Source organism: Pseudomonas sp. GNP012, assembly GCF_054343835.1.
The window spans coordinates 105,023-130,641 of the sequence record NZ_JBTGUU010000001.1 but is presented as its reverse complement, the minus strand read 5'-3'; the positions used below and the strand labels follow the sequence as shown (position 1 = coordinate 130,641).

Below are 25,619 nucleotides of genomic sequence, written 5' to 3'. Positions count from 1 at the left end.
GGAACGGTGATGCTTCGACTCGTCAAACCGATGACGTCAAATACAAGGCGAATTATCTTGTAAAAGCTCACCTTTGCGCCAGAAGACTCTGCATCTCATCTCAAACAGGCGTTTGCTCGGTATCGATGGCCCACACCGACACCCTCAGGGATTCGACCAAATGCAGGCGCCATTGCCAACGTAATGCTCTGATGCCTTGGGTTGGTCCGCGCCATGGCCCTATAATCGAGCCACTTTGTTTGTGGAGTCCGTTATGCCGAATCTACGTCTCGCCGATCTGACCGCCGAAATCGAAGCCAACGTGCGCCGTGCGTTGCTTGAAGACATCGGCAGCGGCGATATCACCGCGCAGTTGATCCCGGCCGAACGCCTGGCCACAGCCACCATCATCACCCGCGATGCGGCCGTCATCAGCGGCACCGCCTGGGTGGATAACGTGTTTCGGCAACTGGACCCACGGGTGGCGGTGCACTGGCAGGTTGCAGACGGTGAACGAGTGACGCCCAATCAGGTGCTGTTCCACCTCGAAGGCCCGGCGCGGTCACTGTTGACCGGCGAACGCAGCGCCCTGAACTTCCTGCAACTGCTCTCGGGTGTCGCCACCCGCGCGCAATACCTGGCGGACTTTGTGGCCGAGACTCAGGTCAAGCTGCTCGACACCCGCAAAACGCTGCCGGGGCTGCGCCTGGCGCAAAAGTACGCCGTAACCTGCGGCGGTTGCCACAACCACCGCATCGGCCTGTATGACGCCTTCCTGATCAAGGAAAACCACATCGCCGCCAGCGGCGGCATCGCGCAGGCCATCGCGGCCGCGCACAAGATCGCCCCGGGCAAGCCGGTCGAGATTGAAGTGGAAAGCCTGGATGAACTGAAAGAAGCGCTGGCGGCCGGTGCCGACATCATCATGCTCGACGAACTGAGCCTGGACGACATGCGCGAAGCCGTGCGCCTGAATGCTGGCAAGGCCAAGCTGGAGGCCAGCGGCGGGATCAACGAGAGCACGTTGCTGCCGATTGCCCGGACCGGTGTGGATTACATTTCGATCGGTGCAATGACCAAGGATGTGAAGGCGGTCGATCTGTCGATGCGTCTGAGTATCTGATCACACGTATGTGAGTTGCAAAAACTGTAGGAGCGAGCTTGCACGCGATGTACCTGAGAGCGCCATGTTTAACCAGTAAACACGCGTTATCGTTAACGACCATCGCGAGCAAGCTCGCTCCTACATGAGTGTCAAACCACCAGATTGTTCATCTCGCAGTACTCTTCCCACTCGACGCCCAACACCTCGGCCGCTTCTTTGTGCAACTTCAAGCGTTCTGTCTCGTACTCCTCCGGGGTCGAGGTGTACTTGAGCGTCAGTTCCCATGGCTGCAAGCCCTGGGCTTCGGCTTCATCCTCGAAGGCCCATTGAATCTGGTCTTTCTGATCGTCCGGACTCAAGTCCTTGATCTCCTCCATCAATTCGGGCGCGTCCAGCATGTACTTCTTGAGGGCTTCTTCGTGTCTTTCTTCTTGGCTCAATTCTTTTACGGTCATGTCGTTCTCGCTGATCTGGGGAATGGAAGATGGATCTGGATCATCAAGGATCTCTCTGACGCAGAAGAACCGCTTGTAGTCCGGTCTGTCTGGCCTTCAGAACCATTCGGGATCATCTGAAAACTGCTGGGCGAAGCTCATGCAGGCTCCGAATATAGGATGTTTGTCGGACGATTTGCACGTCTCTTTACATCTCCCCACAAAAAGTTGTGCACAGGATGCGCTGATGGCGGCGAGAAGTTCAGACAGCAGCGGGATTTCCAGCCTGAAACGGGAAATCAGCGATCAGGACCGCGAACCCGACAACCTCAAGCGGACCGTCGAGGACTTGAGCAGAAAGGTGAAATAACCATAGGGGAGATGGTGCCCGAGACAGGAATCGAACCTGCGACCTTCGCGTTACGAGTGCGCTGCTCTACCGGCTGAGCTACACGGGCGGTGGGCTAAACCTAGCATTGCTATCGAGGTCCGGCAACTTCGCGCAATGTCTCGATGTTTCGCAGACAAAAAAATGCCCCGCCGTTTTCACGGCGGGGCATTTTTTACAACGCTGAAGCGGTCAGGCGTGAGGCGCGATTAAACGCCCGAAGCCTTGGCTGCTGCCACGTCTTTGATGGACAGCTTGATACGGCCGCGGTTGTCCACGTCCAGTACCAGCACTTCCACTTCCTGGCCTTCTTTCAGGATGTCGGTCACTTTCTCTACGCGAGCGTCGCTCAGCATGGAGATGTGAACCAGACCATCCTTGCCTGGCAGGATGTTGACGAATGCGCCGAAGTCGACGATGCGCTCAACCTTGCCCACGTAGATCTTGCCGATCTCGGCTTCAGCGGTGATACCCAGAACGCGCTGACGTGCAGCTTCAGCAGCTTCCTTGGTTTCGCCGAAGATCTTGATCGAACCGTCGTCTTCGATGTCGATCGAAGCCTTGGTTTCTTCGCAGATCGCACGGATGGTCGCGCCGCCTTTACCGATAACGTCACGGATCTTGTCGGTGTCGATTTTCATCGCGATCATGGTCGGAGCGTTGGCCGACAGTTCGGTACGCGACTGGCCAATGATCTGGTTCATCTGGCCGAGGATGTTCAGGCGCGCTTCCAGGGCTTGGCCCAGAGCGATCTCCATGATTTCTTCGGTGATGCCCTTGATCTTGATGTCCATCTGCAGCGCGGTGACGCCTTTGGCAGTACCGGCTACCTTGAAGTCCATGTCACCCAGGTGGTCTTCGTCACCCAGGATGTCGGTCAGGACGGCGAATTTCTCGCCTTCTTTAACCAGACCCATGGCGATACCGGCAACCGGAGCCTTCATTGGAACGCCAGCGTCCATCAGGGCCAGGGAAGCGCCGCAAACGGATGCCATCGAGCTCGAACCGTTGGATTCGGTGATTTCCGACACTACACGGATGGTGTACGGGAACACGTCAGCGGCAGGCAGCATGGCCGAAACCGAGCGACGGGCCAGACGGCCGTGACCGATTTCACGACGACCAGCGCCACCCATGCGACCACACTCGCCCACCGAGAACGGAGGGAAGTTGTAGTGCAGCATGAACGGGTCTTTTTTCTCGCCTTCCAGGGTATCGAGCAGCTGTGCATCACGGGCAGTACCCAGAGTTGCAACGACCAGAGCCTGGGTTTCGCCACGGGTGAACAGGGCCGAACCGTGGGTTTTTGGCAGAACACCGACTTCGATGTTCAACGGACGTACGGTCTTGGTGTCGCGACCGTCGATACGTGGCTTGCCGTTTACGATGTTTTCGCGAACAGTGCGGTATTCGATTTCACCGAAAGCCGCTTTGACGTCGGAAGCGGAAGGCTGGCCTTCTTCACCGGACAGCTTGGCAACGACCTGGTCCTTCAACTCGCCCAGGCGAGCGTAACGGTCGGCCTTGACAGTGATGGTGTAGGCTTGGGAGATCGCTTCGCCGAACTCGGCACGGATAGCGCCCAGCAGTTCGGTGGCTTCTGGCGCAGGAGCCCAGGTCCAGGTTGGCTTGGCAGCTTCGGCAGCCAGTTCTTTGACCGCGTTGATCACAACCTGGAATTCGTCGTGAGCAAACAGTACCGCGCCCAGCATCTGGTCTTCGGTCAGCTCTTTGGCTTCCGATTCAACCATCAGCACGGCGTCCGAAGTACCGGCAACGACCATGTCCAGGCTCGAAGCAGCTTGTTGCTCGTAAGTCGGGTTCAGCAGGTAGCCGGTGCTTTCGTGGAAAGCAACGCGGGCAGCGCCGATCGGGCCATCGAAAGGAATGCCGGAGATCGCCAGGGCAGCCGAGGTACCGATCATCGCAGCGATGTCCGGATCGGTCTTCTTGCTGGTGGAAACGACGGTGCAGACAACCTGCACTTCGTTCATGAAGCCTTCAGGGAACAGCGGACGGATCGGACGGTCGATCAGTCGGGAAGTCAGGGTTTCTTTCTCGGAAGGACGGCCTTCGCGCTTGAAGAAACCGCCAGGGATCTTACCGGCAGCGTAAGTCTTTTCCTGGTAGTGAACAGACAGAGGGAAGAAGCCCTTGCCTGGATCGGCTTGCTTGGCACCGACTACGGTCACCAATACGCTGACGTCGTCGTCAACGGTGACCAATACTGCGCCGGAGGCCTGACGGGCGATGCGGCCAGTCTCGAGGGTAACGGTCGACTGACCGAACTGGAATTTTTTGATTACCGGGTTCACGGTGTCCTACCTTCTTTGTGGCTCTTGGGGGAACTGGTTTCTTGCGAAATTCTTGGGCAATGTCGGGAATCGGCCCGACCGGTTTGTCCAGGTGTTACTCAGGCAAAGCAGGTATCCAGATAAAACTTGAGGCTGGGAGCCTGCCATGCGCCGGCGGGAAACCCGCTGGTGCACGACAGACAACCAACCTCTAGCGCAATCGCTTATTAGCGACGCAGACCCAGGCGACCGATCAGAGTCTGATAGCGACCCAGATCCTTGCCTTTCAGGTAGTCCAGCAGCTTACGACGCTGGTTAACCATGCGGATCAGACCACGACGGGAGTGGTGGTCTTTACCGTTGGCCTTGAAGTGACCTTGCAGCTTGTTGATGTTGGCGGTCAGCAGTGCAACTTGCACTTCTGGCGAACCAGTGTCACCAACAGCTTGCTGGTAGTCAGCAACGATTTGAGCTTTTTCTTGAACGTCGAGAGCCATGAGGCAATCCTTTTATCAGGAAACTGTTTGTCGAAAAACAGTTTCAACAGGCCAGGGACAAATCCCTGTATCTAAAAATGAGTAGTGACCGTGCCTGTTAACAGCCACCCTCGTTCGGTCATTCTGACCGAATCAGTCGACGCGGCGCGATGCGCCCGTCTTCGCTCACTTCACCGATACCGATGAAGCGACCATTGTGATCCTGTACCCGCACCATGCCGAACTTCGGTGCATCCGGGGCACGTACCGGCTGGCCGTTGAGCCAGTAGAACGCACTCGCTTCCGAGAACTGCAACAGTGGCCAATCCAGCAGGCCGCTGTCCGATGGCATCAGGAAGCGATCGACCGCTTCGTTGCCGCCTTCGGCATGTACCGCTTCCAGCTCTTCGAGAGTAACCGTCTGCGCCAGGGTGAATGGCCCGGCCTGGGTACGTCGCAGTTCTGCAACGTAAGCGCCACAACCGAGTTGCTCACCGATATCCTCCACCAGGGTACGGATATAGGTGCCTTTGCTGCAATCCACCGCCAGCCGCGCAGTATCTCCTTCGAAGGCCAGCAATTCCAAGCGCGTAATAGTAACAGAACGCGGTTCGCGCTCCACTACTTCGCCTGCACGAGCCAGCTTGTACAGCGGTTGGCCATCACGCTTGAGCGCCGAGTACATCGGCGGTATCTGACTGATTTGCCCACGAAATTTCGGCAGCACAGCCTCGATATCGGTGCGACCAACGGTCACCGGGCGTTCCTGCAAAACTTCACCTTCGGCATCCGCCGTGGTGGTGGTTTTGCCCAGTTGCGCCAGGGTTTCGTAACCCTTGTCGGAATCGAGCAGGTATTGCGAGAACTTGGTGGCCTCGCCGAAGCACAGCGGCAACACGCCGGAGGCCAAGGGATCGAGACTGCCGGTATGACCTGCCTTTTCGGCGTTCAGCAACCAGCGAACCTTCTGCAAGGCCGCGTTGGAGGTGAACCCCAGCGGCTTATCGAGAAGGATAATGCCGCTGACGTTGCGACGGATACGTTTGACCTGAGCCACCGATTACTCCTTGGTGTCTTCGGCTTCTGCCGTAACCGGATGCTGATTGTCTTCAGCCACTGCGCGCTCGATCAATGCCGACAGATGCGCACCACGCACGACGCTTTCGTCGTAGTGGAAGTGCAGCTGTGGAACGCTGCGCAGCTTCATCTCGCGAGCCAGCTGCATGCGCAGGAAACCGGCGGCGGAGTTCAGCACCTTGATGCTTTGTGCGATTTCTTCGGCGCTGTCCTGCCCCATCACGGTGATGAAGATCTTGGCGTGACCGACGTCACGGCTGACTTCCACTGCGGTAATGGTGACCAGGCCGACGCGCGGATCTTTGACTTCACGACGGATCAGTTGTGCCAGCTCACGCTGCATCTGATCGCCGATACGTTGGGTACGGCTGTATTCTTTTGCCATGTCTTGTTACCTGTTACTGCCACACGGTGAAACCCGTGGGGTCTGAAAGCGGCAAACGCCCGGCCTGACAAAAGCCAGACCGGGCGTTGCGTTTAGAGTCCTGGTGACGAATTGCGCATTTGCATGCGGCTCCCCGTCACGGCTCCTGAAGTGCGCGAGTTAGAGGCTGCGAGCAACCTGCACCTTCTCGAAGACTTCGATCTTGTCACCGACCTTGACGTCGTTGTAGCTCTTCACGCCGATACCGCATTCCATGCCGGCACGTACTTCGGAAGCGTCATCCTTGAAGCGGCGCAGGGATTCCAGCTCGCCTTCGAAGATAACGATGTCTTCACGCAGTACACGGATTGGACGGTTACGGTGCACAACACCTTCGATAACCATGCAACCGGCGATCGCGCCAAACTTCGGCGAACGGAACACGTCACGCACTTCGGCGATGCCCAGGATGTTCTCGCGAACATCGCTGCCGAGCATACCGGTCAGGGCTTTCTTGACGTCTTCGATGATGTCGTAGATCACGTTGTAGTAACGCATATCCAGACCTTCCTGCTCGACGATCTTGCGCGCGCCGGCATCGGCACGCACGTTGAAGCCGAACAGTACAGCGTTGGAGGCCAGTGCCAGGTTGGCATCGGATTCGGTGATACCACCGACGCCGCCACCGACCACACGCACTTGCACTTCGTCGTTACCCAGGCCGTTCAAGGCACCGTTCAACGCTTCCAGCGAACCACGGACGTCAGATTTGAGGACGATGTTGAGCGTCTTCTTCTCTTCCTGACCCATGCTTTCGAAGATGTTTTCCAGCTTGCCGGCGTGAGCGCGAGCCAGTTTGACTTCGCGGAACTTGCCTTGACGGAACAGAGCCACTTCACGGGCTTTCTTCTCGTCGGCAACCACGCTCATCTCGTCGCCAGCGTCCGGGGTACCGTCCAGGCCGAGAATCTCGACAGGGATGGCCGGACCGGCTTCCTTGATTGGCTTGCCGTTCTCGTCGAGCATGGCGCGAACGCGACCATAGTTCGAACCGACCAGGACCATGTCGCCCTGACGCAGGGTACCGTCTTGAACCAACACGGTAGCCACCGGGCCACGGCCCTTGTCCAGGCGGGATTCAACCACGACACCACGACCAGGAGCCGATGGGGTTGCAGTCAGTTCCAGGACTTCGGCTTGCAGCAGAACGGCTTCGAGCAGTTCGTCTACACCGGTACCCATCTTCGCCGAAACCGGTACGAATGGAGTGTCGCCACCCCACTCTTCCGAGGTCACGCCGTGTACCGACAGTTCGCTACGGATGCGATCGAGGTCAGCGCCTGGCTTGTCGATCTTGTTCACAGCGACAACCAGCGGAACGCCAGCAGCCTGAGCATGCTGAACAGCTTCGATGGTTTGCGGCATTACGCCGTCGTCCGCTGCAACCACCAGGATCACGATGTCGGTCGCCTTGGCACCACGGGCACGCATCGCGGTAAACGCGGCGTGACCAGGGGTGTCGAGGAACGTCACCATGCCACGGTCGGTTTCAACGTGGTACGCACCGATGTGCTGGGTGATGCCACCGGCTTCGCCAGCAGCAACCTTGGCACGACGGATGTAGTCGAGCAGGGAAGTCTTACCGTGGTCAACGTGGCCCATTACGGTCACGACTGGTGCACGGGAAACAGCCTCGCCTTCAAACTTCAGGGACTCGGCCAGGGAATCTTCCAGGGCGGTGTCGCTGACCAGGGTCACTTTGTGGCCCAGCTCTTCGGCAACCAGCTGGGCAGTTTCCTGATCCAGTACCTGGTTGATGGTCGCTGGAGTACCCAGTTTGAACATGAACTTGATGATTTCAGCAGCCTTGACCGACATCTGCTGGGCCAGATCGCCCACAGTGATGGTCTCGCCGATCTTCACTTCGCGCACGACAGGGCCGGTCGGGCTCTGGAAACCGTGGGCGTTGCGCTTCTTCAGCTTGGCCTTGCCGCGACCACCACGACGGAAGCCATCGCTTTCTTCGTCGGTAGTACGTGGGGCAACGCGTGGCGCTGGCGCCTTTTCCTTGACCGAAGCACGATGCGGAGCGTTTTTGCGCTCGCCATCGCCACCACCGCGACGATTGTTGTCGTCGGCACGTGGTTTGTCCGGACGGCGTTGCTCGTCGCGCTTGCGAGTGTCTGCCGCAGGTGCCGGAGCGGCAGCTACAACCGGTGCGCTTTCACGCACTGGCTCGGCTACCACAGCAGGCGCTGCAACAGGTTCGGCTGGAGCGGTCGGCGCAGCAGCAGGCTGGCGACGCGCTTCTTCTTCGGCGCGACGCTTGGCTTCTTCTTCAGCCTTCTGACGTGCAGCATTTTCTACTGCGCGACGTTCATCCAGTTCACGCTTGCGCTCGGCTTCGATTTCTTCCGGGCTGCGCTGTACGAAGACTTTCTTCTTGCGTACTTCAACGCTGATGCTTTTGCTGCCGGCAACCCGCAGGGTGCTGGTGGTTTTACGCTGCAGCGTAATCTTGCGTGGTTCTTCCACTTTCGCCTTGTGGCTGCTTTTCAAGTGAGTCAGCAACGATTGCTTCTCACTGTCAGTCACACTTTCTTCGGCGGCGGTGTGCGGCAGACCTGCCTCACGCATCTGCTGCAACAGGCGCTCTACCGGTGTTTTGACCTCATCGGCCAGTTGTTTCACCGTGACTTGCGTCATGCACTTCTCTCCTCAGGCCGCGCCTAATTACTCGAACCAGTGGGCTCGGGCGGCCATGATCAACTTGCCGGCACGATCATCGTCAATGCCGTCGATGTCGAGCAGGTCGTCAATAGACTGCTCGGCCAGGTCTTCGCGGGTAACTACGCCGCGCACCGCCAGTTCCATCGCCAAATCCTTGTCCATACCCTCAAGCGAGAGCAGGTCTTCGGCCGGATGGGCGTCTGCCAGCTTTTCCTCAGTAGCGATGGCTTTGGTCAACAAGCGATCCTTGGCACGAGCGCGAAGCTCGTTGACGATTTCCTCGTCAAAGCCGTCGATGTTGAGCATTTCTTCCAGCGGTACGTAGGCAATCTCTTCCAGGCTGGTGAAGCCTTCATCTACCAGCACCTGAGCCAGCTCTTCGTCGACTTCCAGCTCGTCGATGAAGTTGCGCAGGATGTCGCCGGTTTCTGCTTGCTGCTTAGCCTGGATGTCCGATTCGGTCATCACGTTCAGGGTCCAGCCAGTCAACTGGCTGGCCAGACGCACGTTCTGACCACCGCGACCGATGGCCTGAGCCAGATTGTCTGCGCCAACGGCGATGTCCATTGCATGGGCATCTTCGTCAACGATAATTGCCGCAACCTCGGCCGGGGACATGGCGTTGATCACGAACTGAGCCGGGTTGTCGTCCCACAGAACGATGTCAACACGCTCACCGCCCAACTCACCCGACACTGCCTGGACGCGCGAACCGCGCATACCGATGCAAGCGCCTTGCGGGTCGATGCGTTTGTCCTTGGAGCGGACGGCGATCTTGGCGCGGGATCCCGGATCACGGGACGCAGCCATCACTTCGATCAGGCCTTCGGCAATTTCCGGCACTTCGATGCGGAACAACTCGATCAGCATTTCCGGCGCGGTACGCGACAGGATCAACTGCGGGCCGCGGTTCTCGGTGCGGATTTCCTTGAGCAGCGCACGCAGACGCACGCCAACCCGGAAAGTTTCGCGAGAAATGATGTCTTCACGGGCCAGCAACGCTTCGGCGTTGTTGCCCAGATCAACGATCACGTTGTCGCGGGTGACTTTTTTCACGGTGCCGGAGATGATTTCGCCCAGGCGCTCGCGATAAGCATCAACAACCTGAGCTCGCTCGGCTTCGCGAACTTTCTGCACGATGACTTGCTTGGCAGTCTGTGCAGCAATGCGGCCGAATTCGATGGACTCGATTTTCTCTTCGACAACGTCACCGACCTTGGCGCCAGGGTGCGTTTCAGCAACCTTGCTCGGCCAGGTTTCGATGGCCGGATCGTCCAGGTCTGCCTCTTCGACGACCGTCCAGCGACGGAAAGTCTCGTAGGCACCCGTGTGGCGATTGATTTCCACACGCAGATCAACTTCGTCTTCGAAACGCTTTTTGGTCGCAGTGGCCAGGGCCAGCTCCAGCGCTTCAAAAATCACGTTTGCCGGTACACCCTTTTCGTTGGATACCGACTCAACAACCAGCAGTACTTCTTTGCTCATCGTACGCCTCGCCTTTCGCAAGCCATTGGATCCGCGGGATCCGCAGTATCTGGCACGCCTCAGTCAAAACTGGGAATAATGTTGGCCTTGTCGATCATATCGATCGGCAACAGGAACTCATGGTCTTCTACCTGCACCACGACATCCTGCTCTTCTACGCCGCGCAGAAGGCCCTGAAAGTTGCGTCGTCCTTCAAAAGGCGAGCGCAGCTTGATCTTCACTTGTTCACCGGCAAATTTTGCAAACTGCTCAAGAGTGAACAGAGGGCGTTCCATGCCAGGCGAGGAAACTTCAAGGGTGTATTCAACGGAAATTGGATCTTCAACATCCAGCACACCGCTGATCTGACGGCTGACGATGGCACAATCGTCCACCAGCACGCCGCCCTCTTTATCGATATAAACGCGCAACATCGAGTGACGACCCTGAGCCGAAAACTCGATACCCCAGCATTCATAGCCTAGGGCCACGACCACCGGGGCCAGCAAGGCCTGCAACTCTTCTAGCTTGCTCGACACCTGAACCCCCTAGTGCATGTATGTGCATGCTATGCAAAATAAAAAAATGGGCGAAACGCCCATCCTTGAAACGCCGTCGAACAGCGGCGTAGAAAGTGTCCAGCTAACAAAAAGCCCCTTAAAAGGGGCTCCTTAAACTGGTTGCGGGGGCCGGATTTGAACCGACGACCTTCGGGTTATGAGCCCGACGAGCTACCAGACTGCTCCACCCCGCGACAAAGCTGGGGCGGAAGTATACGACCGATCCCCTACAGGGTCAATGTAACCTTCCACCTGCAAGAAAGCCCGCAACAGCGGGCTCTCCTGACTAATTGGTACCGAGAAGGGGACTCGAACCCCTACACCCTATGGGCACAACCACCTCAAGGTTGCGTGTCTACCAATTCCACCACCTCGGCAATACTACGTTTGAAACCCTTCTTACTTCTGCTCTTGAGCTGGAGGCACGTCAGTCGCTGGAGTAGCCGACTTTTGCTCTTGAAGCACCGGGACATCATCAGAAGCCGGTTGTTGCTTTGGAACTTCCAGTACCGCTGGATTTGGGAGACCTACTTGAGTCAGCTCTTGAGCCTTCTCTTTAGCAAAGTAACCTAACCCCAAGCTGGTTATGAAAAAACCTGCGGCAAGTATAGCAGTAAACTTACTAAGAAAGGTAGAGGAACCTTGGCTTCCGAACACAGTATTTGAAGCACCTGCTCCGAAAGACGCACCAGCGTCCGCACCTTTACCCTGCTGCAGCAAAACCAGAGCTACTACGCCCAATGCACCCAGCAGATGAAAAACGACTACGACTGTTTCCAGCATTTTTTCAGTTTCCCGCGGCGCGACAAATCGCACCGAACTCATCTGCATTCAGGGAAGCCCCACCAATGAGGCCCCCATCGATATCCGGCATGCCGAACAGTTCGACCGCATTGGCCGCCTTCACGCTGCCGCCGTATAGAAGCCGCACACCTTGTGCGACTTCAGAATTCTCTGCCGCCAACTGGGCGCGAATGGCTGCATGCACATCCTGCGCCTGTTGTGGCGTTGCAGTCAGCCCGGTACCAATGGCCCAGACCGGCTCGTAAGCGATCACTGCCTTGGCAAAGGCACCGACACCCAGCTCCTCAATGATACTGCCTAGCTGACGCGAGACAACCTCAAGAGTCTTTCCGGCTTCACGCTGCTCAAGGGTCTCCCCTATACACAACACCGGAATCAAGCCACATGCCTGTGCCGCTGCGAACTTGCGGATCAGCATTCCGTCTTGCTCGCCCATGATCTGGCGGCGTTCGGAGTGCCCGACAAGCACCAGGGAACAACCTGCATCCACCAACTGACTCGGTGCAACCTCACCAGTCAACGCACCTTGCCCGGACTCCACCGCAGAATTCTGCGCGCCGACCGAAATCGACTTTCCCTTCAAGCCATCAATCACTTGATTGATATGCAGAAAAGGCGGGAATACCGCGACATCAACACCGCTCGGCAAGGCCAAGTCACGAAGGCCGTTGATCAGCTCAGCGACGCTGGCGCGGGTACCGTGCATCTTCCAGTTACCAGCTACCATAGGGCGACGCATGCTGTACCTCGTCGGTCAAAGTGGGCGCAGATGTTACCCAACACAATCAAGGCTGGCAAGCCGAATTCAGGCAGAAACTTCAGTAACCAGTTTTGCCAACTCTTCGGCATAGCCGCGAACCAGGGTTTCGTCTTCGCCTTCAACCATCACACGCACCAGCGGCTCGGTTCCGGACTTGCGCAACAGCACACGCCCACGCCCTGCCATCGCCTGGGTCACACGCTCGCTGGCCTCCTTGACCGATGGATGCTCGAGGGGATTTGCACCACCGCCGAAACGCACATTGATCAGCACCTGGGGGCACTTGCGCAGCGCCTGACGAGCCTGCGCCAGACTTTCATCCCGCGTGCGCAGCGCCATCAGCACCTGCAGCGCGGCAATGATTGCATCACCCGTGGTGGTGTGACTGAAGCACACAACGTGTCCGGAGTTTTCACCACCCACGATCCAGTTGCGCTCCAGCAATTCGGCAATCACATAGCGGTCACCGACATTGGCACGCACGAACGGAACACCGAGGTCAGCCAGGGCCAGTTCCAGCCCCAGGTTACTCATCAGGGTTCCGACCACGCCGCCCTGCAGCTTGTCGCGCTCATGCAGGTCACGGGCAATGATGAACAGCAACTCGTCGCCATCGACCACCGCACCCGTGTGGTCGACCATCTGAACGCGATCGCCATCACCATCGAAGGCGATGCCCAGATCGGCATGTTCAGCCACGACGGCAGCCTGCAGCGGCCCCATGTGGGTCGAACCGCAATTGTCGTTGATGTTCAACCCGTTCGGCTGCGCCGACAGCACGACGACTTCCGCGCCCAACTCACGGAACACACTCGGCGCCACTTTATAAGTCGCACCGTGAGCGCAATCGATCACGATCTTCATTCCGGTGAAGCTGGTGCCGGTGGGCACGCTGCTCTTGCAGAATTCGATATAGCGTCCCGATGCGTCGTTGATTCGCGACACTTTGCCGATCTTGCTCGACTCCACCACGGTCATTGGCGTATCGAGCAATTCTTCAATCATCAGCTCAACCTCATCCGGAAGCTTGGTGCCTTTGCCGGAGAAGAACTTGATGCCGTTGTCATCATGCGGATTGTGCGACGCACTGATCACGATGCCGGCCTCGGCATGAAAGGTGCGCGTCAGGTAGGCGATCGCCGGGGTCGGCATTGGTCCAAGGAGCATCACATCGGCACCTGCGGAGGTAAGCCCCGCCTCAAGTGCGGACTCGAACATGTAGCCGGAGATCCGGGTGTCCTTGCCTACCAATACCTTGCAGGCGCCCATCTTGCGGAACGCCATGCCGGCAGCCCAGCCGAGCTTGAGCATGAAATCAGGAGTAATCGGGTATTCACCGACACGCCCACGAATACCATCGGTGCCAAAATATTTTTTGCTCATAAGTGCTCCATCATTCTTATTCGGCTGATTCCACTGCGGCGATCATCCGCACCACATCCACTGTTTCGGCTACATCATGGACGCGCAATATACGCGCACCTTTCGCCGAAGCCAGCGCCGCGAGCGCCAAACCGCCATACAGCCGGTCTCCCACCGGACGATTCAATGCCTGGCCAATCATGCTCTTTCGCGAAACCCCGACCAACAGGGGCCGCCCCAGCGCATGCAGGGCTTCCATATGTTTGAACAAGCTCAGATTGTGCTGCAAGGTCTTGGCGAAACCAAAGCCGGGGTCAAGAATGATCCGCTCCGCTGGAATACCCACCAACGAACACTGAACCATGCGCTCGACGAGAAACTCACTGACTTCCCTTGTAACGTTCTGATACTGCGGATTGTCCTGCATATCGCCTGGCTCGCCCAGCATATGCATCAGGCAAACCGGCAGACCGGTGGCCGCCGCGGCATCCAGCGCACCATCGCGGCGCAACGAACGTACGTCATTGATCAACCCGGCACCCAAACGCGCAGTTTCACGCATGACGGCCGGCGTTGAGGTGTCGACCGAGATGATGACGTCCAGCTCGCGAGCAATGCGCTCGACAATTGGCGCTACGCGCTCCAGTTCCTCAAGCGGCGACACCGCCCTGGCACCAGGACGGGTGGATTCGCCACCGACATCGATCAGCGTCGCACCGGCCGCCACCATGGCTTCAGCGTGGCGCATGGCCGCGTCGAGCTGGCTGTATTGGCCACCATCGGAGAACGAATCAGGAGTGACATTGAGGATACCCATGACATGCGTCTGGGCCAAATCAAGAACCCGGTTGCCGCAAGGCAACCGGGTCGAGGACTGAACAGAAGTCATTTCAAACCTTATACGTCAGCAGCAGGACCGCCGATCGGTGTTTCCGGACGCTCATCCTGCACCACCGGCGGGGTGCCGGAAGTACCCGTGCCACCCGACCAGTCGCGTGGCTCGCGAGGCGTACGCCCCGCCATGATGTCGTCGATCTGCTCGGCATCGATGGTTTCGTACTTCATCAAGGCATCAGCCATGGCGTCGAGCTTGTCACGGTTGTCGGTGAGGATCTGCTTCGCCGTGCCATAGCACTGATCGATGATGCTGCGCACTTCGGAGTCGATCAGCTTGGCTGTCTCACCGGAGAAGCTTGCACTTTGACCGCCACCGCCGCGACCGAGGAACACTTCACCCTCTTCTTCGGCATACATCAACGGCCCGAGTTTTTCCGAAAGCCCCCACTTGGTCACCATGTTCCGCGCAATCTGGCTGGCACGCATGATGTCGTTGGAGGCACCGGTGGTCACGCCATCGAAGCCCAGGGTCATTTCTTCTGCGATACGACCGCCATACAACGAGCAGATCTGACTGATCAATGCACGCTTGGACAGACTGTAACGATCCTCTTCCGGCAGGAACATGGTCACACCCAACGCACGACCGCGCGGGATGATCGACACCTTGTACACCGGATCATGCTCAGGCACGACGCGCCCCACAATGGCGTGGCCCGCTTCGTGATAAGCCGTGTTCTGCTTTTCTTTCTCGGACATGACCATGGATTTGCGCTCGGCGCCCATCATGATCTTGTCTTTCGCCAGTTCGAACTCTTTCATCTCAACGATGCGTTTGCCGGCACGGGCAGCGAACAGCGATGCCTCGTTCACCAGGTTGGCCAGGTCAGCACCGGAGAAGCCCGGGGTACCACGAGCGATCACGGCCGGAGCAACGTCGTCACCCATTGGCACTTTGCGCATGTGAACCTTGAGAATCTGTTCGCGGCCACGAATGTCCGGCAGACCGACCACAACCTGACGGTCGAAACGGCCTGGACGCAGCAACGCAGGGTCCAGCACGTCAGGACGGTTGGTCGCGGCAATCACGATGATGCCGTCATTCATTTCGAAGCCATCCATCTCGACCAGCAACTGGTTGAGTGTCTGCTCGCGCTCGTCGTGACCACCACCCATGCCAGCGCCACGATGGCGACCGACCGCATCGATTTCGTCGATGAAGATGATGCATGGAGCGTGTTTCTTGGCCTGTTCGAACATGTCGCGAACACGGCTGGCACCCACACCGACGAACATCTCGACGAAGTCGGAGCCGGAAATGGTGAAGAAAGGTACTTTGGCTTCGCCGGCGATAGCCTTGGCGAGCAGGGTTTTACCGGTACCCGGAGGACCGACCATCAGCACACCGCGAGGAATGCGGCCACCCAGGCGCTGGAACTTGCCCGGATCGCGCAGGAACTCGACCAGCTCACCGACTTCTTCCTTGGCTTCGTCGCAACCGGCAACGTCAGCCAGGGTAGTTTTCACCTGATCCTCGGAGAGCAGGCGCGCCTTGCTCTTGCCAAAGCTCATCGGCCCGCCCTTGCCACCGGCACCGCCCTGCATCTGCCGCATGAAGAACATGAACACGGCGATGATCACCAGGATCGGGAAGCTGGCGACGAGGAGTTGGGTCCAGATGCTTTGCTGCTCAGGCTGCTTGCCTTCGACCACGACGTGGTTGTCCACCAGGTCGCCGATCAGGCCGTTGTCCTGGATCGCCGGGCGAATGGTCTTGAAGCTGTCGCCATCGTTGCGTTTGCCGGTAATCACGTAGCCATCAACCGCCACGCGCTCGACCTTGCCATCCTTGACCTGCTGGATGAAGTCGGAATAGTTGAGGGTCTGCGGCTCGTTAGGGCTGGAGAAGTTGTTCATCACCGTCACCAGGACAGCCGCGATGATCAACCACAGGATCAGATTCTTTGCCATATCGTTCAATTAACTACCCTCTGAAGCAAGCTCCGCTACTGGCGCGCGCTTCGCATGATATTCACCGGCCTAACTTACTACATTACCTACAACTTGGCAGGCGCCGTCTGTAACCCTTTGTGAAACACTTCCTACACAATATTCGCTAATTCTGACAAGGCGTAATACAAAAATCCTATCACCCCGATCGAAAATTCACTCATTCCTCACTGCGACCGCGGAAACCGCGGCCCAGCAGGTACTGCTCGCGAGAACGGTCGCGCGACGAAGTCGGCTTGCGCATCTGTACCTTCTCGAACTGCTGGCGAACGCTCTTGTGGAACTCGTCGAAACCTTCGCCCTGGAAGATCTTGATCAAAAAATCACCACCGGGCTTGAGCACCCGCGTCGACAGATCCAGTGCCAATTCGCACAGGAACATCGCACGCGGCATATCAACGGCCGGCAATCCACTCATATTGGGGGCCATGTCGGAAATCACAAGGTCTACTTCTTTATTTCCGACGGCATCGAGGATCTGAGCCAGCACGGCATCCTCGGTAAAGTCGCCTTGAATAAAGGTGACGTCGGGGATGCTGTCCATTTCAAGAATGTCAGAAGCGATCAGTGTGCCCTGCCCGCCAATCAGACGACTGGTCACCTGCGACCAGCCACCCGGAGCCGCACCCAGGTCGATTACGCTCATGCCCGGGCGGATCAAACGGTCCTTCTCCTGGATTTCCAGCAGTTTGTAGCTGGCGCGGGAACGGTACCCGTCTTTCTGTGCCATTTTGACGAATGGGTCGTTGAAATGTTCTTGCAGCCACTTAAGGCTTGTCTTGGAACGGGCCACGGGATACCTCGGAATTAAAACGGGTCGTGATTAACTGGGCGGTCCCGGACTCGCTCGGGTAAACTGGCCGCCGCTTTTTACAAGATCAGACGCAGGGGTCAGATTATGCCGCTCACTCAAGAGCAGAAGAAACAGTACAAATCCATTGGCCACCATCTGAAACCAGTTTTGATTGTGGCAGACAATGGTTTGACTGAAGGTGTGTTAGCCGAACTCGAACGCGCTTTGGCGGATCACGAGCTGATCAAGATCAAGCTCAACATCCTCGATCGCGAATCGCGCCTGGCGTCCATTGCAGAGCTCTGCAAGGTCGGCAAAGCGGATCTGGTTCAGGTCATCGGCAAGATGGCACTGATCTACCGCAAGAACTTCAGCGTCAACAAGCAGCTGTCGAACGTCCATCGCTTCAAGTGATGGCAAGGGTCAAGGGTGTGCCTGGCGCACCCTGCCACTCCACCCCGGAACCGGCTGCAACACCAGCACCAACCCGGAAAAGCCCAGGACAAGATAGCTGAACGCCTGCCAACGCAGCGCATCCGGCCAACCAAAGCGCACCACGAAGAACATCGCGCACGCATACAGTGCCATCAACAGCAGTTGCCCGCGTATATCCCGCCATAGACTGACAAGGCCCTCGGCCTTAATCAGCACCAAAGCCTGAAAAATCAAACACGCCGTAGCGAATCCCACTACCAGCGCATTGAGCGTACCTGCGATTTCGTCGATCAGTAGCGGCGCCAGGCCAATTCGGCCCAGCACCGGCAACAGACCAACTTGCAACAGCCACAAGCCACCGACCCACAACATCTGGGTCAGTTGCCAAAGCATGGCGCCCGCACGAAACGGGCGCCGGCCTTCAGACGTGGCGAACTTCGACAATCTCGTACTCGATAACACCGCCAGGCGTTTTCACAGCGACCACATCACCCTCTTCCTTGGCAATCAAGGCGCGAGCGATCGGCGAACCGACGGAAATCTTGCCCAGCTTGATGTCAGCCTCGTCCTCACCAACGATCTGGTAAGTCACGCTTTCATCGGTTTCGACGTTGGCGATTTCGACGGTGGTGCCGAAAATCACCTTGCCAGTGTGAGGAATGGTCGTCACATCGATGATCACCGCGTTCTGCATGCGGCCTTCGATGTCACGGATCCGCGCCTCGACCATACCCTGCTGCTCGCGGGCAGCGTGGTATTCGGCGTTTTCCTTCAAGTCACCCAACTCGCGGGCCGTACCGATGTCCTGGCTGAGCTTCGGACGAACGACCTTGGTCAGGTGAGTGTGCTCTTCTTCCAGGGCGCGAGCGCCCTGAACGGTCATTGGGTACTTCGTTATGCTCATGCCTTCAATCCTGCGTGTAGATCCTGCAAGCGGCGCACGGTCTTCTCGGGACCGAACTTCAGCGCTTCGCAGATGGCTTCGCCAGCAGCAATGGTGGTGGTGCAGTAAATCTTGTGCTGCAGGGCATTACGACGAATGGAGTACGAATCAGCGATCGACTGACGACCTTCGGTGGTGTTGATGATCAGCGTGACTTCGTCATTCTTGATCATGTCGACCACGTGCGGACGACCCTCGGTCACCTTGTTCACACGGCGCACTTTCAGGCCTGCAGCCTCAATCAGCTTGGCAGTCCCGGCTGTGGCAACCACTTCGAAGCCCAAGTTGATCAGATCACGGGCTACGCCTGCAACCAGTGGCTTGTCGTCGTCACGTACGCTGATGAACGCAGTACCGCCGGTCGGCAATACTTCGCTGGCACCCATCTGGGCCTTGGCGAACGCTTCACCGAAGGTGTCGCCCACGCCCATCACTTCACCGGTCGACTTCATCTCCGGGCCCAGGATCGGGTCAACGCCAGGGAATTTGGCGAACGGGAACACCGCCTCTTTCACGCTGTAGAAGTTCGGGATGATTTCCTTGGTGAAACCCAGCTCTTTCAGGGTTTTACCGGCCATCACGCGCGCTGCGATCATCGCCAGGGAAACACCGATGCACTTGGACACGAACGGTACGGTACGGGAAGCGCGCGGGTTGACTTCGATGACGTAGATGTCTTCGCCTTGCAGCGCCAACTGAACGTTCATCAGGCCGACCACGCCCAGTTCCAGGGCCATTTTCTTGACCTGTTCGCGCATCTCGTCCTGGATGTGCGCCGGCAGCGAGTACGGCGGCAGCGAGCACGCGGAGTCACCGGAGTGAACACCGGCCTGCTCGATGTGCTGCATGATCGCGCCGATTACCACATCTTTGCCGTCGCAGACCGCATCCACGTCCATCTCGATGGCGCAGTTGAGGAAGTGATCCAGCAGCACCGGGCTGTCGTTGGACACTTGAACCGCTTCACGCAGGTAGCGTTTGAGTTCTTCTTCTTCGTAGACGATTTCCATCGCACGACCGCCCAGTACGTAGGACGGGCGCACCACCAGCGGGTAACCGATCTTGGCGGCGGCACGAATGGCTTCGTCTTCGCTGCGCACGGTGGCGTTTGGCGGCTGACGCAGGTTCAGGCGCTGAACCATTTGCTGGAAGCGCTCGCGGTCTTCGGCGCGGTCGATGGCGTCAGGGCTGGTGCCGATGATCGGCACGCCAGCAGCTTCCAGGGCGCGGGCCAGTTTCAGCGGGGTCTGGCCGCCGTACTGGACGATCACGCCCTTTGGTTTCTCGACGCGAACGATTTCCAGCACGTCTTCCAGGGTCACTGGCTCGAAGTACAGGCGATCGGAGGTGTCGTAGTCGGTGGAAACGGTTTCCGGGTTGCAGTTGACCATGATGGTCTCGTAACCGTCATCGCGCAGGGCCAGTGCCGCATGTACGCAGCAGTAGTCGAACTCGATGCCCTGGCCGATACGGTTCGGACCGCCGCCTAGGATCATGATCTTGTCGCGACCCGATGGCGCCGCTTCGCACTCTTCTTCGTACGTCGAGTACAGGTAAGCGGTGTCGGTGGCGAACTCGGCAGCGCAGGTGTCGACGCGCTTGTAGACCGGGAAGATTTCCAGCTTGTGACGATGGGCACGCAGGGCCTTCTCGGTCACACCCAGCAGCTTGGCCAGGCGCATGTCGGAGAAGCCTTTGCGCTTGAGGCGGAACATCAGGTCACGGTCGATGCTGGTCAGCCCCAGGGTCTTGACCTTCTCTTCGTCCTTGATCAGGTCTTCCATCTGCACCAGGAACCAAGGATCGATCATGGTCATGCCGAAGATGTCTTCAACACTCATGCCGGCGCGCATGGCGTCCGCCACGTACCAGATACGCTCGGCGCCCGGCACGGTCAGCTCGCGCTTGAGCACGCTCATGCTTTCCGGGTTGCTCAGATCAACCTTCTCGTCCAGGCCGCAAACACCGACTTCCAGGCCGCGCAGGGCTTTCTGCAGGGATTCCTGGAAGGTACGGCCGATGGCCATGACTTCACCCACCGACTTCATTTGGGTGGTCAGGCGCGCGTCAGCCTTGGAGAACTTCTCGAAGGCGAAACGTGGCAGCTTGGTCACGACGTAGTCGATGGACGGTTCGAAAGACGCCGGGGTCTTGCCGCCAGTGATGTCGTTCGACAGCTCGTCGAGGGTGTAGCCCACAGCCAGCTTGGCCGCGACCTTGGCGATCGGGAAGCCGGTGGCTTTCGAAGCCAGCGCCGAGGAACGGGATACGCGCGGGTTCATTTCGATCACGACCATGCGACCGGTGTTCGGGCAGATACCGAACTGAACGTTGGAACCACCGGTTTCCACGCCGATCTCGCGCAGCACCGCCAGGGAGGCGTTACGCAGGATCTGGTATTCCTTGTCGGTCAGGGTCTGTGCCGGAGCAACGGTGATCGAGTCACCAGTGTGCACACCCATCGGGTCGAAGTTTTCGATGGAGCAGACGATGATGCAGTTGTCCTTCTTATCGCGGACAACCTCCATCTCGTATTCTTTCCAGCCGATCAGCGATTCGTCGATCAGCAGCTCTTTGGTCGGCGACAGGTCCAGACCACGGGCGCAGATTTCTTCGAACTCTTCACGGTTGTAAGCGATACCGCCACCGGTGCCGCCCATGGTGAAGGACGGACGGATGATGCACGGGAAGCCGAGCTTCTCGAGGACCGCGTTGGCCTCTTCCATGCTGTGGGCGATACCGGAACGCGGGCACGCCAGGCCGATGGACTTCATCGCCTTGTCGAAACGCGAACGGTCTTCAGCCTTGTCGATGGTATCGGCGTTGGCACCGATCATCTCTACGCCGAACTTCTCCAGAACGCCTTCGCGCTCCAGGTCCAGGGCGCAGTTCAGGGCGGTCTGGCCACCCATGGTCGGCAGCAGCGCGTCCGGACGCTCTTTCTCGATGATCTTGGCAACGGTCTGCCACTTGATCGGCTCGATGTAGGTGGCGTCGGCCATGGCCGGGTCGGTCATGATGGTGGCCGGGTTGGAGTTCACCAGGATGACGCGGTAACCCTCCTCGCGCAGGGCTTTACAGGCCTGGGCGCCGGAGTAGTCGAATTCGCAGGCCTGGCCGATCACGATCGGGCCAGCGCCGAGAATCAGGATGCTTTTAATGTCTGTACGTTTTGGCATGGGTTTGTCACTCAAATCCGCAGGTCAGTCGGCAAGCCGTCTTGTTCAATCTCTGAAGACTTGAGGGGGCCGCCGGTGCGGGGCCACCCTCAAGCTTTGCTACATCAAGGCGAGCGATCAGCGTCGCTTGGCCATCTCGTTGATGAAGCGATCGAACAATGGCGCCACGTCGTTCGGGCCAGGGCTGGCTTCCGGGTGACCCTGGAAGCTGAAGGCGCTCTTGTCGGTACGCTCGATCCCTTGCAGGGTGCCGTCGAACAGCGATTTGTGGATCGCGCGAACGTTGGCCGGCAGGGTGGCTTCGTCCACGGCAAAACCGTGGTTCTGGCTGGTGATCATCACCACACCGGTGTCCAGGTCCTGGACCGGGTGGTTGGCACCGTGGTGACCGTGACCCATTTTCAGGGTCTTGGCACCGGAGGCCAGGGCCAGCAGTTGGTGACCGAGGCAGATACCGAAGACCGGGATCTCGGTTTCCAGCACGTCCTTGATCGCCTGGATCGCGTAGTCGCATGGCTCCGGATCACCAGGGCCGTTGGACAGGAACACGCCGTCCGGCTTCAGCGCCAGCACATCGGCAGCAGGGGTTTGCGCCGGCACCACGGTCACGCGGCAACCGCGCTCGACCAGCATGCGCAGAATGTTCACCTTGACGCCGTAGTCGTAGGCAACCACGTGGTACGGCAGCTCGGAAGCTTCGATGGTCGCGTGGCTGTCGGTTTTCAGATCCCAGACAGTCGAACGCCATTCGTAGCTGTCCTTGGTGCTGACAACCTTCGCCAGATCCATGCCTTTCAGACCAGGAAAACCCTGGGCGGCGGCGATGGCGGCTTCTTCGGAAATGTTGTCACCGGCCATGATGCAGCCGTTCTGCGCGCCTTTTTCACGCAGGATGCGCGTCAGGCGGCGGGTGTCGATACCGGCGATGGCTACAACGTTGTTGGCCTTCAGGTAATCGGACAGGGACATCGTGTTACGCCAGTTGCTCGCCACCAGAGGCAGGTCACGGATGACCAGGCCAGCGGACCAGACGCGGTTGGACTCGGCGTCTTCCGGCGTGGTGCCGGTGTTGCCGATGTGCGGGTAAGTCAGGGTAACGATCTGTTGGGCGTAGGAAGGATCGGTAAGGATTTCCTGATAGCCGGTCATTGCGGTGTTGAACACCACCTCACCAACGGTTTGACCGTCGGCTCCAATGGCTTCGCCGCGAAAAATGCTGCCATCAGCAAGGGCGAGTATGGCTGGCTTAGTCAAGAAGACCTCCCGTAAATAAAGCCTGAAAGGGCGATCGCAGGTTGTAAAAAAGCGGAGTGACGTATGGACACGTCACCCCGCTTCTTCACTGAATTATTCTGCGCGCTTTTAGTGGACACACTAAAGCTGTAGCTTACAGAAAAAGGCCTTTTCGGTCTACCGCCAATGAGCCTTAAAGGCTGGAGAATGCGACAGGACGTCGCTTGACGGAACAAAACCGGGCTCAAACGCCGTGCGCGAGCCCGATTTCGGGTGCATCTTAACGCAGATCGAGCACGTCTTGCATGTCGTAAAGGCCAGGCTCGCGCCCGTCCAGCCACAATGCAGCACGTACCGCGCCCTTGGCGAAGGTCATGCGACTGGACGCCTTGTGGGTGATCTCGACACGCTCGCCGTCGGCGGCGAACAGCACGGTGTGATCACCGACGATGTCGCCGGCACGCACAGTGGCGAAGCCGATGGTTTCACGATCACGCGCACCGGTCTGGCCTTCACGACCATACACCGCCACTTTCTTCAGATCACGACCCAACGCATCGGCAATCACCTCACCCATGCGCACGGCAGTGCCGGACGGCGCGTCGACTTTATGCCGATGGTGAGCCTCGGTGATTTCGATATCGACATCGTCACCCAATACGCGAGCAGCCGTGTCGAGCAACTTCAGGCACAGGTTGACCCCGACACTGAAGTTGGCCGCGAAGACAATCGGAATGTCCTTGCCCGCTTCCGCCAGCAACTGCTTTTCTTCAACACTGAAGCCCGTGGTACCGATGATCATGGCCTTGCCGTGTTTACGACAGAAAGCCAGGTTCTTCAGGGTCACCGTCGGGTGTGTGAAGTCGATCAGCACGTCGAACTCGTCAACCACCCGATCCAGATCGCCGGACAGCGGCACGCCGATGCGACCGATAGCCGCCAGTTCACCGGCATCCGCACCGACCAGCGTGCTGTCAGGACGATCCACTGCCGCCGTCAACCCGGCGCCTGGTGCCTGCTGCACCGCTTCAATCAGGGTCTTGCCCATGCGCCCGGCGGCGCCCATCACTGCAATACGTCGCATGCCTGTCTCCTTACAAATCGCCGAAGAAGCGTTTCACGCCTTCGAACCAGCCTGTGGTTTTCGGCGAATGGCTGTTGTCGTCCGCCAGCGAACTGCGGAATTCCTCGAGCATTTCACGCTGGCGACGGCTCAGGTTGACCGGCGTCTCGACCGCCACACGGCACATCAAGTCGCCCGCACCACCGCCACGCACAGGAGCGACACCCTTGCCACGCACACGGAACTGCTTGCCGGTCTGGGTCCCCTCGGGGATCTTCAACTTGACCCGGCCATCAAGGGTCGGAATCTCCAGCTCGCCACCCAGCGCCGCATCGACGAAGCTGATCGGCACTTCGCAGAACAGGTGCTTGCCATCACGCTGGAAGATCGAGTGCTCGCGCACGTTGATCACCACGTACAGATCACCGGTCGGGCCACCCTGGGCACCCGCCTCGCCTTCGCCGGACAGACGAATGCGGTCACCGGTATCGACGCCGGCCGGCACTTTCACCGACAGGGTCTTGTACTCTTCTACACGACCTTCGCCGTGGCAGGAATCGCACGGATCGGAAATGATCTTGCCCTGGCCATGGCAGCGCGGGCAGGTCTGCTGCACCGAGAAGAAGCCTTGCTGCATGCGCACCTGGCCGATACCGCCGCACGTCGGACAGGTCACCGGCGAAGAACCTTTCTTGGCACCGGAGCCATCGCACGGCTTGCAATTGACCAGCGTCGGAACGCGGATATTCACGGTCGTGCCGCGTACCGCTTCTTCCAGGTCCAGCTCCAGGGTGTAGCGCAAGTCACTGCCGCGCTGAGCGCCGCCACGGGAACCGCCGCGACCGCCACCGAAGAAGTCACTGAAGACATCGCCAAAGATGTCGGAGAAGTTCTGGCCACCGAAACCGGCACCGCCGCCACCCATGCTCGGGTCGACACCGGCATGGCCGTACTGGTCGTAGGCCGCGCGCTTGCTGGAATCCGACAGCACTTCGTAGGCCTCGTTGGCCTCCTTGAACATCTCTTCCGACGCCTTGTCATCGGGATTACGGTCCGGGTGGTGCTTCATCGCCAGGCGACGGTAAGCCTTTTTCAGGTCCGCTTCGCTTGAGCCACGCTCAACACCCAATACTTCGTAATAGTCACGCTTTGCCATAAGTCTTTGCACTCTTGAGGACGTCCGGCAAAACCCTCCTGAGTTTGCCGAACTCGTTGAGCCCCAATACAGGCCCGGACCCAACTCACGTCAATTCAACGATCCTGGTCTTTGTTTCAAAGTGGCACTTTCGGCTCGGAAAGCAGGAGCATTCCCGGCCATGCCAGCAGTAC

At 58.5% G+C, this 25,619-nt stretch carries 22 protein-coding genes and 3 tRNA genes; 2 read left to right on the top strand and 23 right to left on the bottom strand.

Going from position 1 to position 25,619, the window contains the following annotated elements:
* Nucleotides 1-253 precede the first annotated feature (253 nt).
* On the top strand, nucleotides 254-1,102 hold the full coding sequence (nadC, locus tag ACXX83_RS00540; protein WP_015093443.1) for a carboxylating nicotinate-nucleotide diphosphorylase: 849 nt from the start codon (nucleotides 254-256) through the stop codon (nucleotides 1,100-1,102).
* A gap of 131 nt (nucleotides 1,103-1,233) precedes the next feature.
* Here the strand turns inward: nadC and ACXX83_RS00535 are convergent, their stop codons facing one another.
* The 17 genes from ACXX83_RS00535 to rlmE all read right to left on the bottom strand — a co-directional run bounded on the left by ACXX83_RS00535 (nucleotide 1,234) and on the right by rlmE (nucleotide 17,437).
* Nucleotides 1,234-1,539, bottom strand: a complete 306-nt coding sequence (locus tag ACXX83_RS00535) for a DUF6388 family protein (RefSeq protein ID WP_458547330.1) — start codon at nucleotides 1,537-1,539, stop codon at nucleotides 1,234-1,236.
* A 361-nt stretch (nucleotides 1,540-1,900) separates the two neighbouring features.
* Nucleotides 1,901-1,976: transfer RNA gene (locus ACXX83_RS00530), tRNA-Thr, on the bottom strand.
* A 139-nt stretch (nucleotides 1,977-2,115) separates the two neighbouring features.
* Nucleotides 2,116-4,221 (bottom strand): polyribonucleotide nucleotidyltransferase, encoded by a 2,106-nt coding sequence (pnp, locus tag ACXX83_RS00525; RefSeq protein ID WP_056854971.1) that lies wholly within the window; start codon nucleotides 4,219-4,221, stop codon nucleotides 2,116-2,118.
* A 206-nt stretch (nucleotides 4,222-4,427) separates the two neighbouring features.
* Nucleotides 4,428-4,697, bottom strand: coding sequence for a 30S ribosomal protein S15 (gene rpsO, locus ACXX83_RS00520; RefSeq protein ID WP_015093441.1), 270 nt, complete (start codon nucleotides 4,695-4,697; stop codon nucleotides 4,428-4,430).
* Between the two features lie 118 nt (nucleotides 4,698-4,815).
* Nucleotides 4,816-5,733: a tRNA pseudouridine(55) synthase TruB gene (truB, locus tag ACXX83_RS00515; RefSeq protein WP_015093440.1), complete on the bottom strand. Its 918-nt coding sequence runs from the start codon at nucleotides 5,731-5,733 to the stop codon at nucleotides 4,816-4,818.
* Between the two features lie 3 nt (nucleotides 5,734-5,736).
* Nucleotides 5,737-6,138, bottom strand: a complete 402-nt coding sequence (gene rbfA, locus ACXX83_RS00510) for a 30S ribosome-binding factor RbfA (protein ID WP_008047443.1) — start codon at nucleotides 6,136-6,138, stop codon at nucleotides 5,737-5,739.
* A 159-nt stretch (nucleotides 6,139-6,297) separates the two neighbouring features.
* Nucleotides 6,298-8,823 carry a translation initiation factor IF-2 gene (gene infB / locus ACXX83_RS00505; protein ID WP_007973110.1) on the bottom strand — a complete coding sequence of 842 codons (2,526 nt, stop codon included), beginning with the start codon at nucleotides 8,821-8,823 and terminating at the stop codon, nucleotides 6,298-6,300.
* Between the two features lie 27 nt (nucleotides 8,824-8,850).
* Nucleotides 8,851-10,332, bottom strand: a complete 1,482-nt coding sequence (gene nusA / locus ACXX83_RS00500; RefSeq protein WP_007973112.1) for a transcription termination factor NusA — start codon at nucleotides 10,330-10,332, stop codon at nucleotides 8,851-8,853.
* 59 nt (nucleotides 10,333-10,391) lie between these two features.
* Nucleotides 10,392-10,850, bottom strand: a complete 459-nt coding sequence (gene rimP, locus ACXX83_RS00495; protein WP_007973115.1) for a ribosome maturation factor RimP — start codon at nucleotides 10,848-10,850, stop codon at nucleotides 10,392-10,394.
* 138 nt (nucleotides 10,851-10,988) lie between these two features.
* Nucleotides 10,989-11,065, bottom strand: a tRNA-Met gene (locus tag ACXX83_RS00490).
* 97 nt (nucleotides 11,066-11,162) lie between these two features.
* Nucleotides 11,163-11,248, bottom strand: a tRNA-Leu gene (locus ACXX83_RS00485).
* Nucleotides 11,249-11,270: 22 nt separating this feature from the next.
* Nucleotides 11,271-11,654 carry a preprotein translocase subunit SecG gene (gene secG, locus ACXX83_RS00480; RefSeq protein WP_060541200.1) on the bottom strand — a complete coding sequence of 128 codons (384 nt, stop codon included), beginning with the start codon at nucleotides 11,652-11,654 and terminating at the stop codon, nucleotides 11,271-11,273.
* A gap of 4 nt (nucleotides 11,655-11,658) precedes the next feature.
* The gene (gene tpiA, locus ACXX83_RS00475; protein ID WP_095965943.1) at nucleotides 11,659-12,414 is read right to left on the bottom strand and encodes a triose-phosphate isomerase; all 756 of its coding nucleotides are present in this window, start codon (nucleotides 12,412-12,414) and stop codon (nucleotides 11,659-11,661) included.
* Between the two features lie 66 nt (nucleotides 12,415-12,480).
* Nucleotides 12,481-13,818 (bottom strand): phosphoglucosamine mutase, encoded by a 1,338-nt coding sequence (gene glmM / locus ACXX83_RS00470; RefSeq protein ID WP_217837161.1) that lies wholly within the window; start codon nucleotides 13,816-13,818, stop codon nucleotides 12,481-12,483.
* Between the two features lie 16 nt (nucleotides 13,819-13,834).
* Entirely contained in the window at nucleotides 13,835-14,686 is an 852-nt protein-coding gene (folP, locus tag ACXX83_RS00465; RefSeq protein WP_458547329.1) for a dihydropteroate synthase, read from the bottom strand.
* 8 nt (nucleotides 14,687-14,694) lie between these two features.
* Nucleotides 14,695-16,605, bottom strand: a complete 1,911-nt coding sequence (gene ftsH / locus ACXX83_RS00460; RefSeq protein WP_015093436.1) for an ATP-dependent zinc metalloprotease FtsH — start codon at nucleotides 16,603-16,605, stop codon at nucleotides 14,695-14,697.
* Between the two features lie 199 nt (nucleotides 16,606-16,804).
* Nucleotides 16,805-17,437 (bottom strand): 23S rRNA (uridine(2552)-2'-O)-methyltransferase RlmE, encoded by a 633-nt coding sequence (gene rlmE, locus ACXX83_RS00455; protein ID WP_007988685.1) that lies wholly within the window; start codon nucleotides 17,435-17,437, stop codon nucleotides 16,805-16,807.
* Between the two features lie 105 nt (nucleotides 17,438-17,542).
* Here rlmE and ACXX83_RS00450 point away from each other — a divergent pair, with 105 nt between their 5' ends.
* A complete protein-coding gene (locus tag ACXX83_RS00450; protein WP_007942889.1) occupies nucleotides 17,543-17,851 on the top strand; it encodes a YhbY family RNA-binding protein in 309 nt (102 codons plus the stop codon).
* Nucleotides 17,852-17,860: 9 nt separating this feature from the next.
* Here ACXX83_RS00450 and ACXX83_RS00445 read toward each other — a convergent pair whose 3' ends face one another.
* From ACXX83_RS00445 to dnaJ, 6 genes are all read right to left on the bottom strand, one after another.
* Nucleotides 17,861-18,265 (bottom strand): hypothetical protein, encoded by a 405-nt coding sequence (locus tag ACXX83_RS00445; RefSeq protein ID WP_015093435.1) that lies wholly within the window; start codon nucleotides 18,263-18,265, stop codon nucleotides 17,861-17,863.
* Nucleotides 18,266-18,293: 28 nt separating this feature from the next.
* On the bottom strand, nucleotides 18,294-18,770 hold the full coding sequence (greA, locus tag ACXX83_RS00440; RefSeq protein WP_032829443.1) for a transcription elongation factor GreA: 477 nt from the start codon (nucleotides 18,768-18,770) through the stop codon (nucleotides 18,294-18,296).
* Between the two features lie 2 nt (nucleotides 18,771-18,772).
* Complete coding sequence (gene carB, locus ACXX83_RS00435) at nucleotides 18,773-21,994, bottom strand: carbamoyl-phosphate synthase large subunit (RefSeq protein ID WP_015093434.1); 3,222 nt, start codon at nucleotides 21,992-21,994, stop codon at nucleotides 18,773-18,775.
* A 117-nt stretch (nucleotides 21,995-22,111) separates the two neighbouring features.
* Nucleotides 22,112-23,248 (bottom strand): glutamine-hydrolyzing carbamoyl-phosphate synthase small subunit, encoded by a 1,137-nt coding sequence (carA, locus tag ACXX83_RS00430; RefSeq protein ID WP_095965946.1) that lies wholly within the window; start codon nucleotides 23,246-23,248, stop codon nucleotides 22,112-22,114.
* A gap of 259 nt (nucleotides 23,249-23,507) precedes the next feature.
* A complete protein-coding gene (gene dapB, locus ACXX83_RS00425; RefSeq protein WP_007973131.1) occupies nucleotides 23,508-24,311 on the bottom strand; it encodes a 4-hydroxy-tetrahydrodipicolinate reductase in 804 nt (267 codons plus the stop codon).
* 10 nt (nucleotides 24,312-24,321) lie between these two features.
* Nucleotides 24,322-25,446 carry a molecular chaperone DnaJ gene (gene dnaJ / locus ACXX83_RS00420; protein WP_007973132.1) on the bottom strand — a complete coding sequence of 375 codons (1,125 nt, stop codon included), beginning with the start codon at nucleotides 25,444-25,446 and terminating at the stop codon, nucleotides 24,322-24,324.
* Nucleotides 25,447-25,619: the final 173 nt, after the last annotated feature.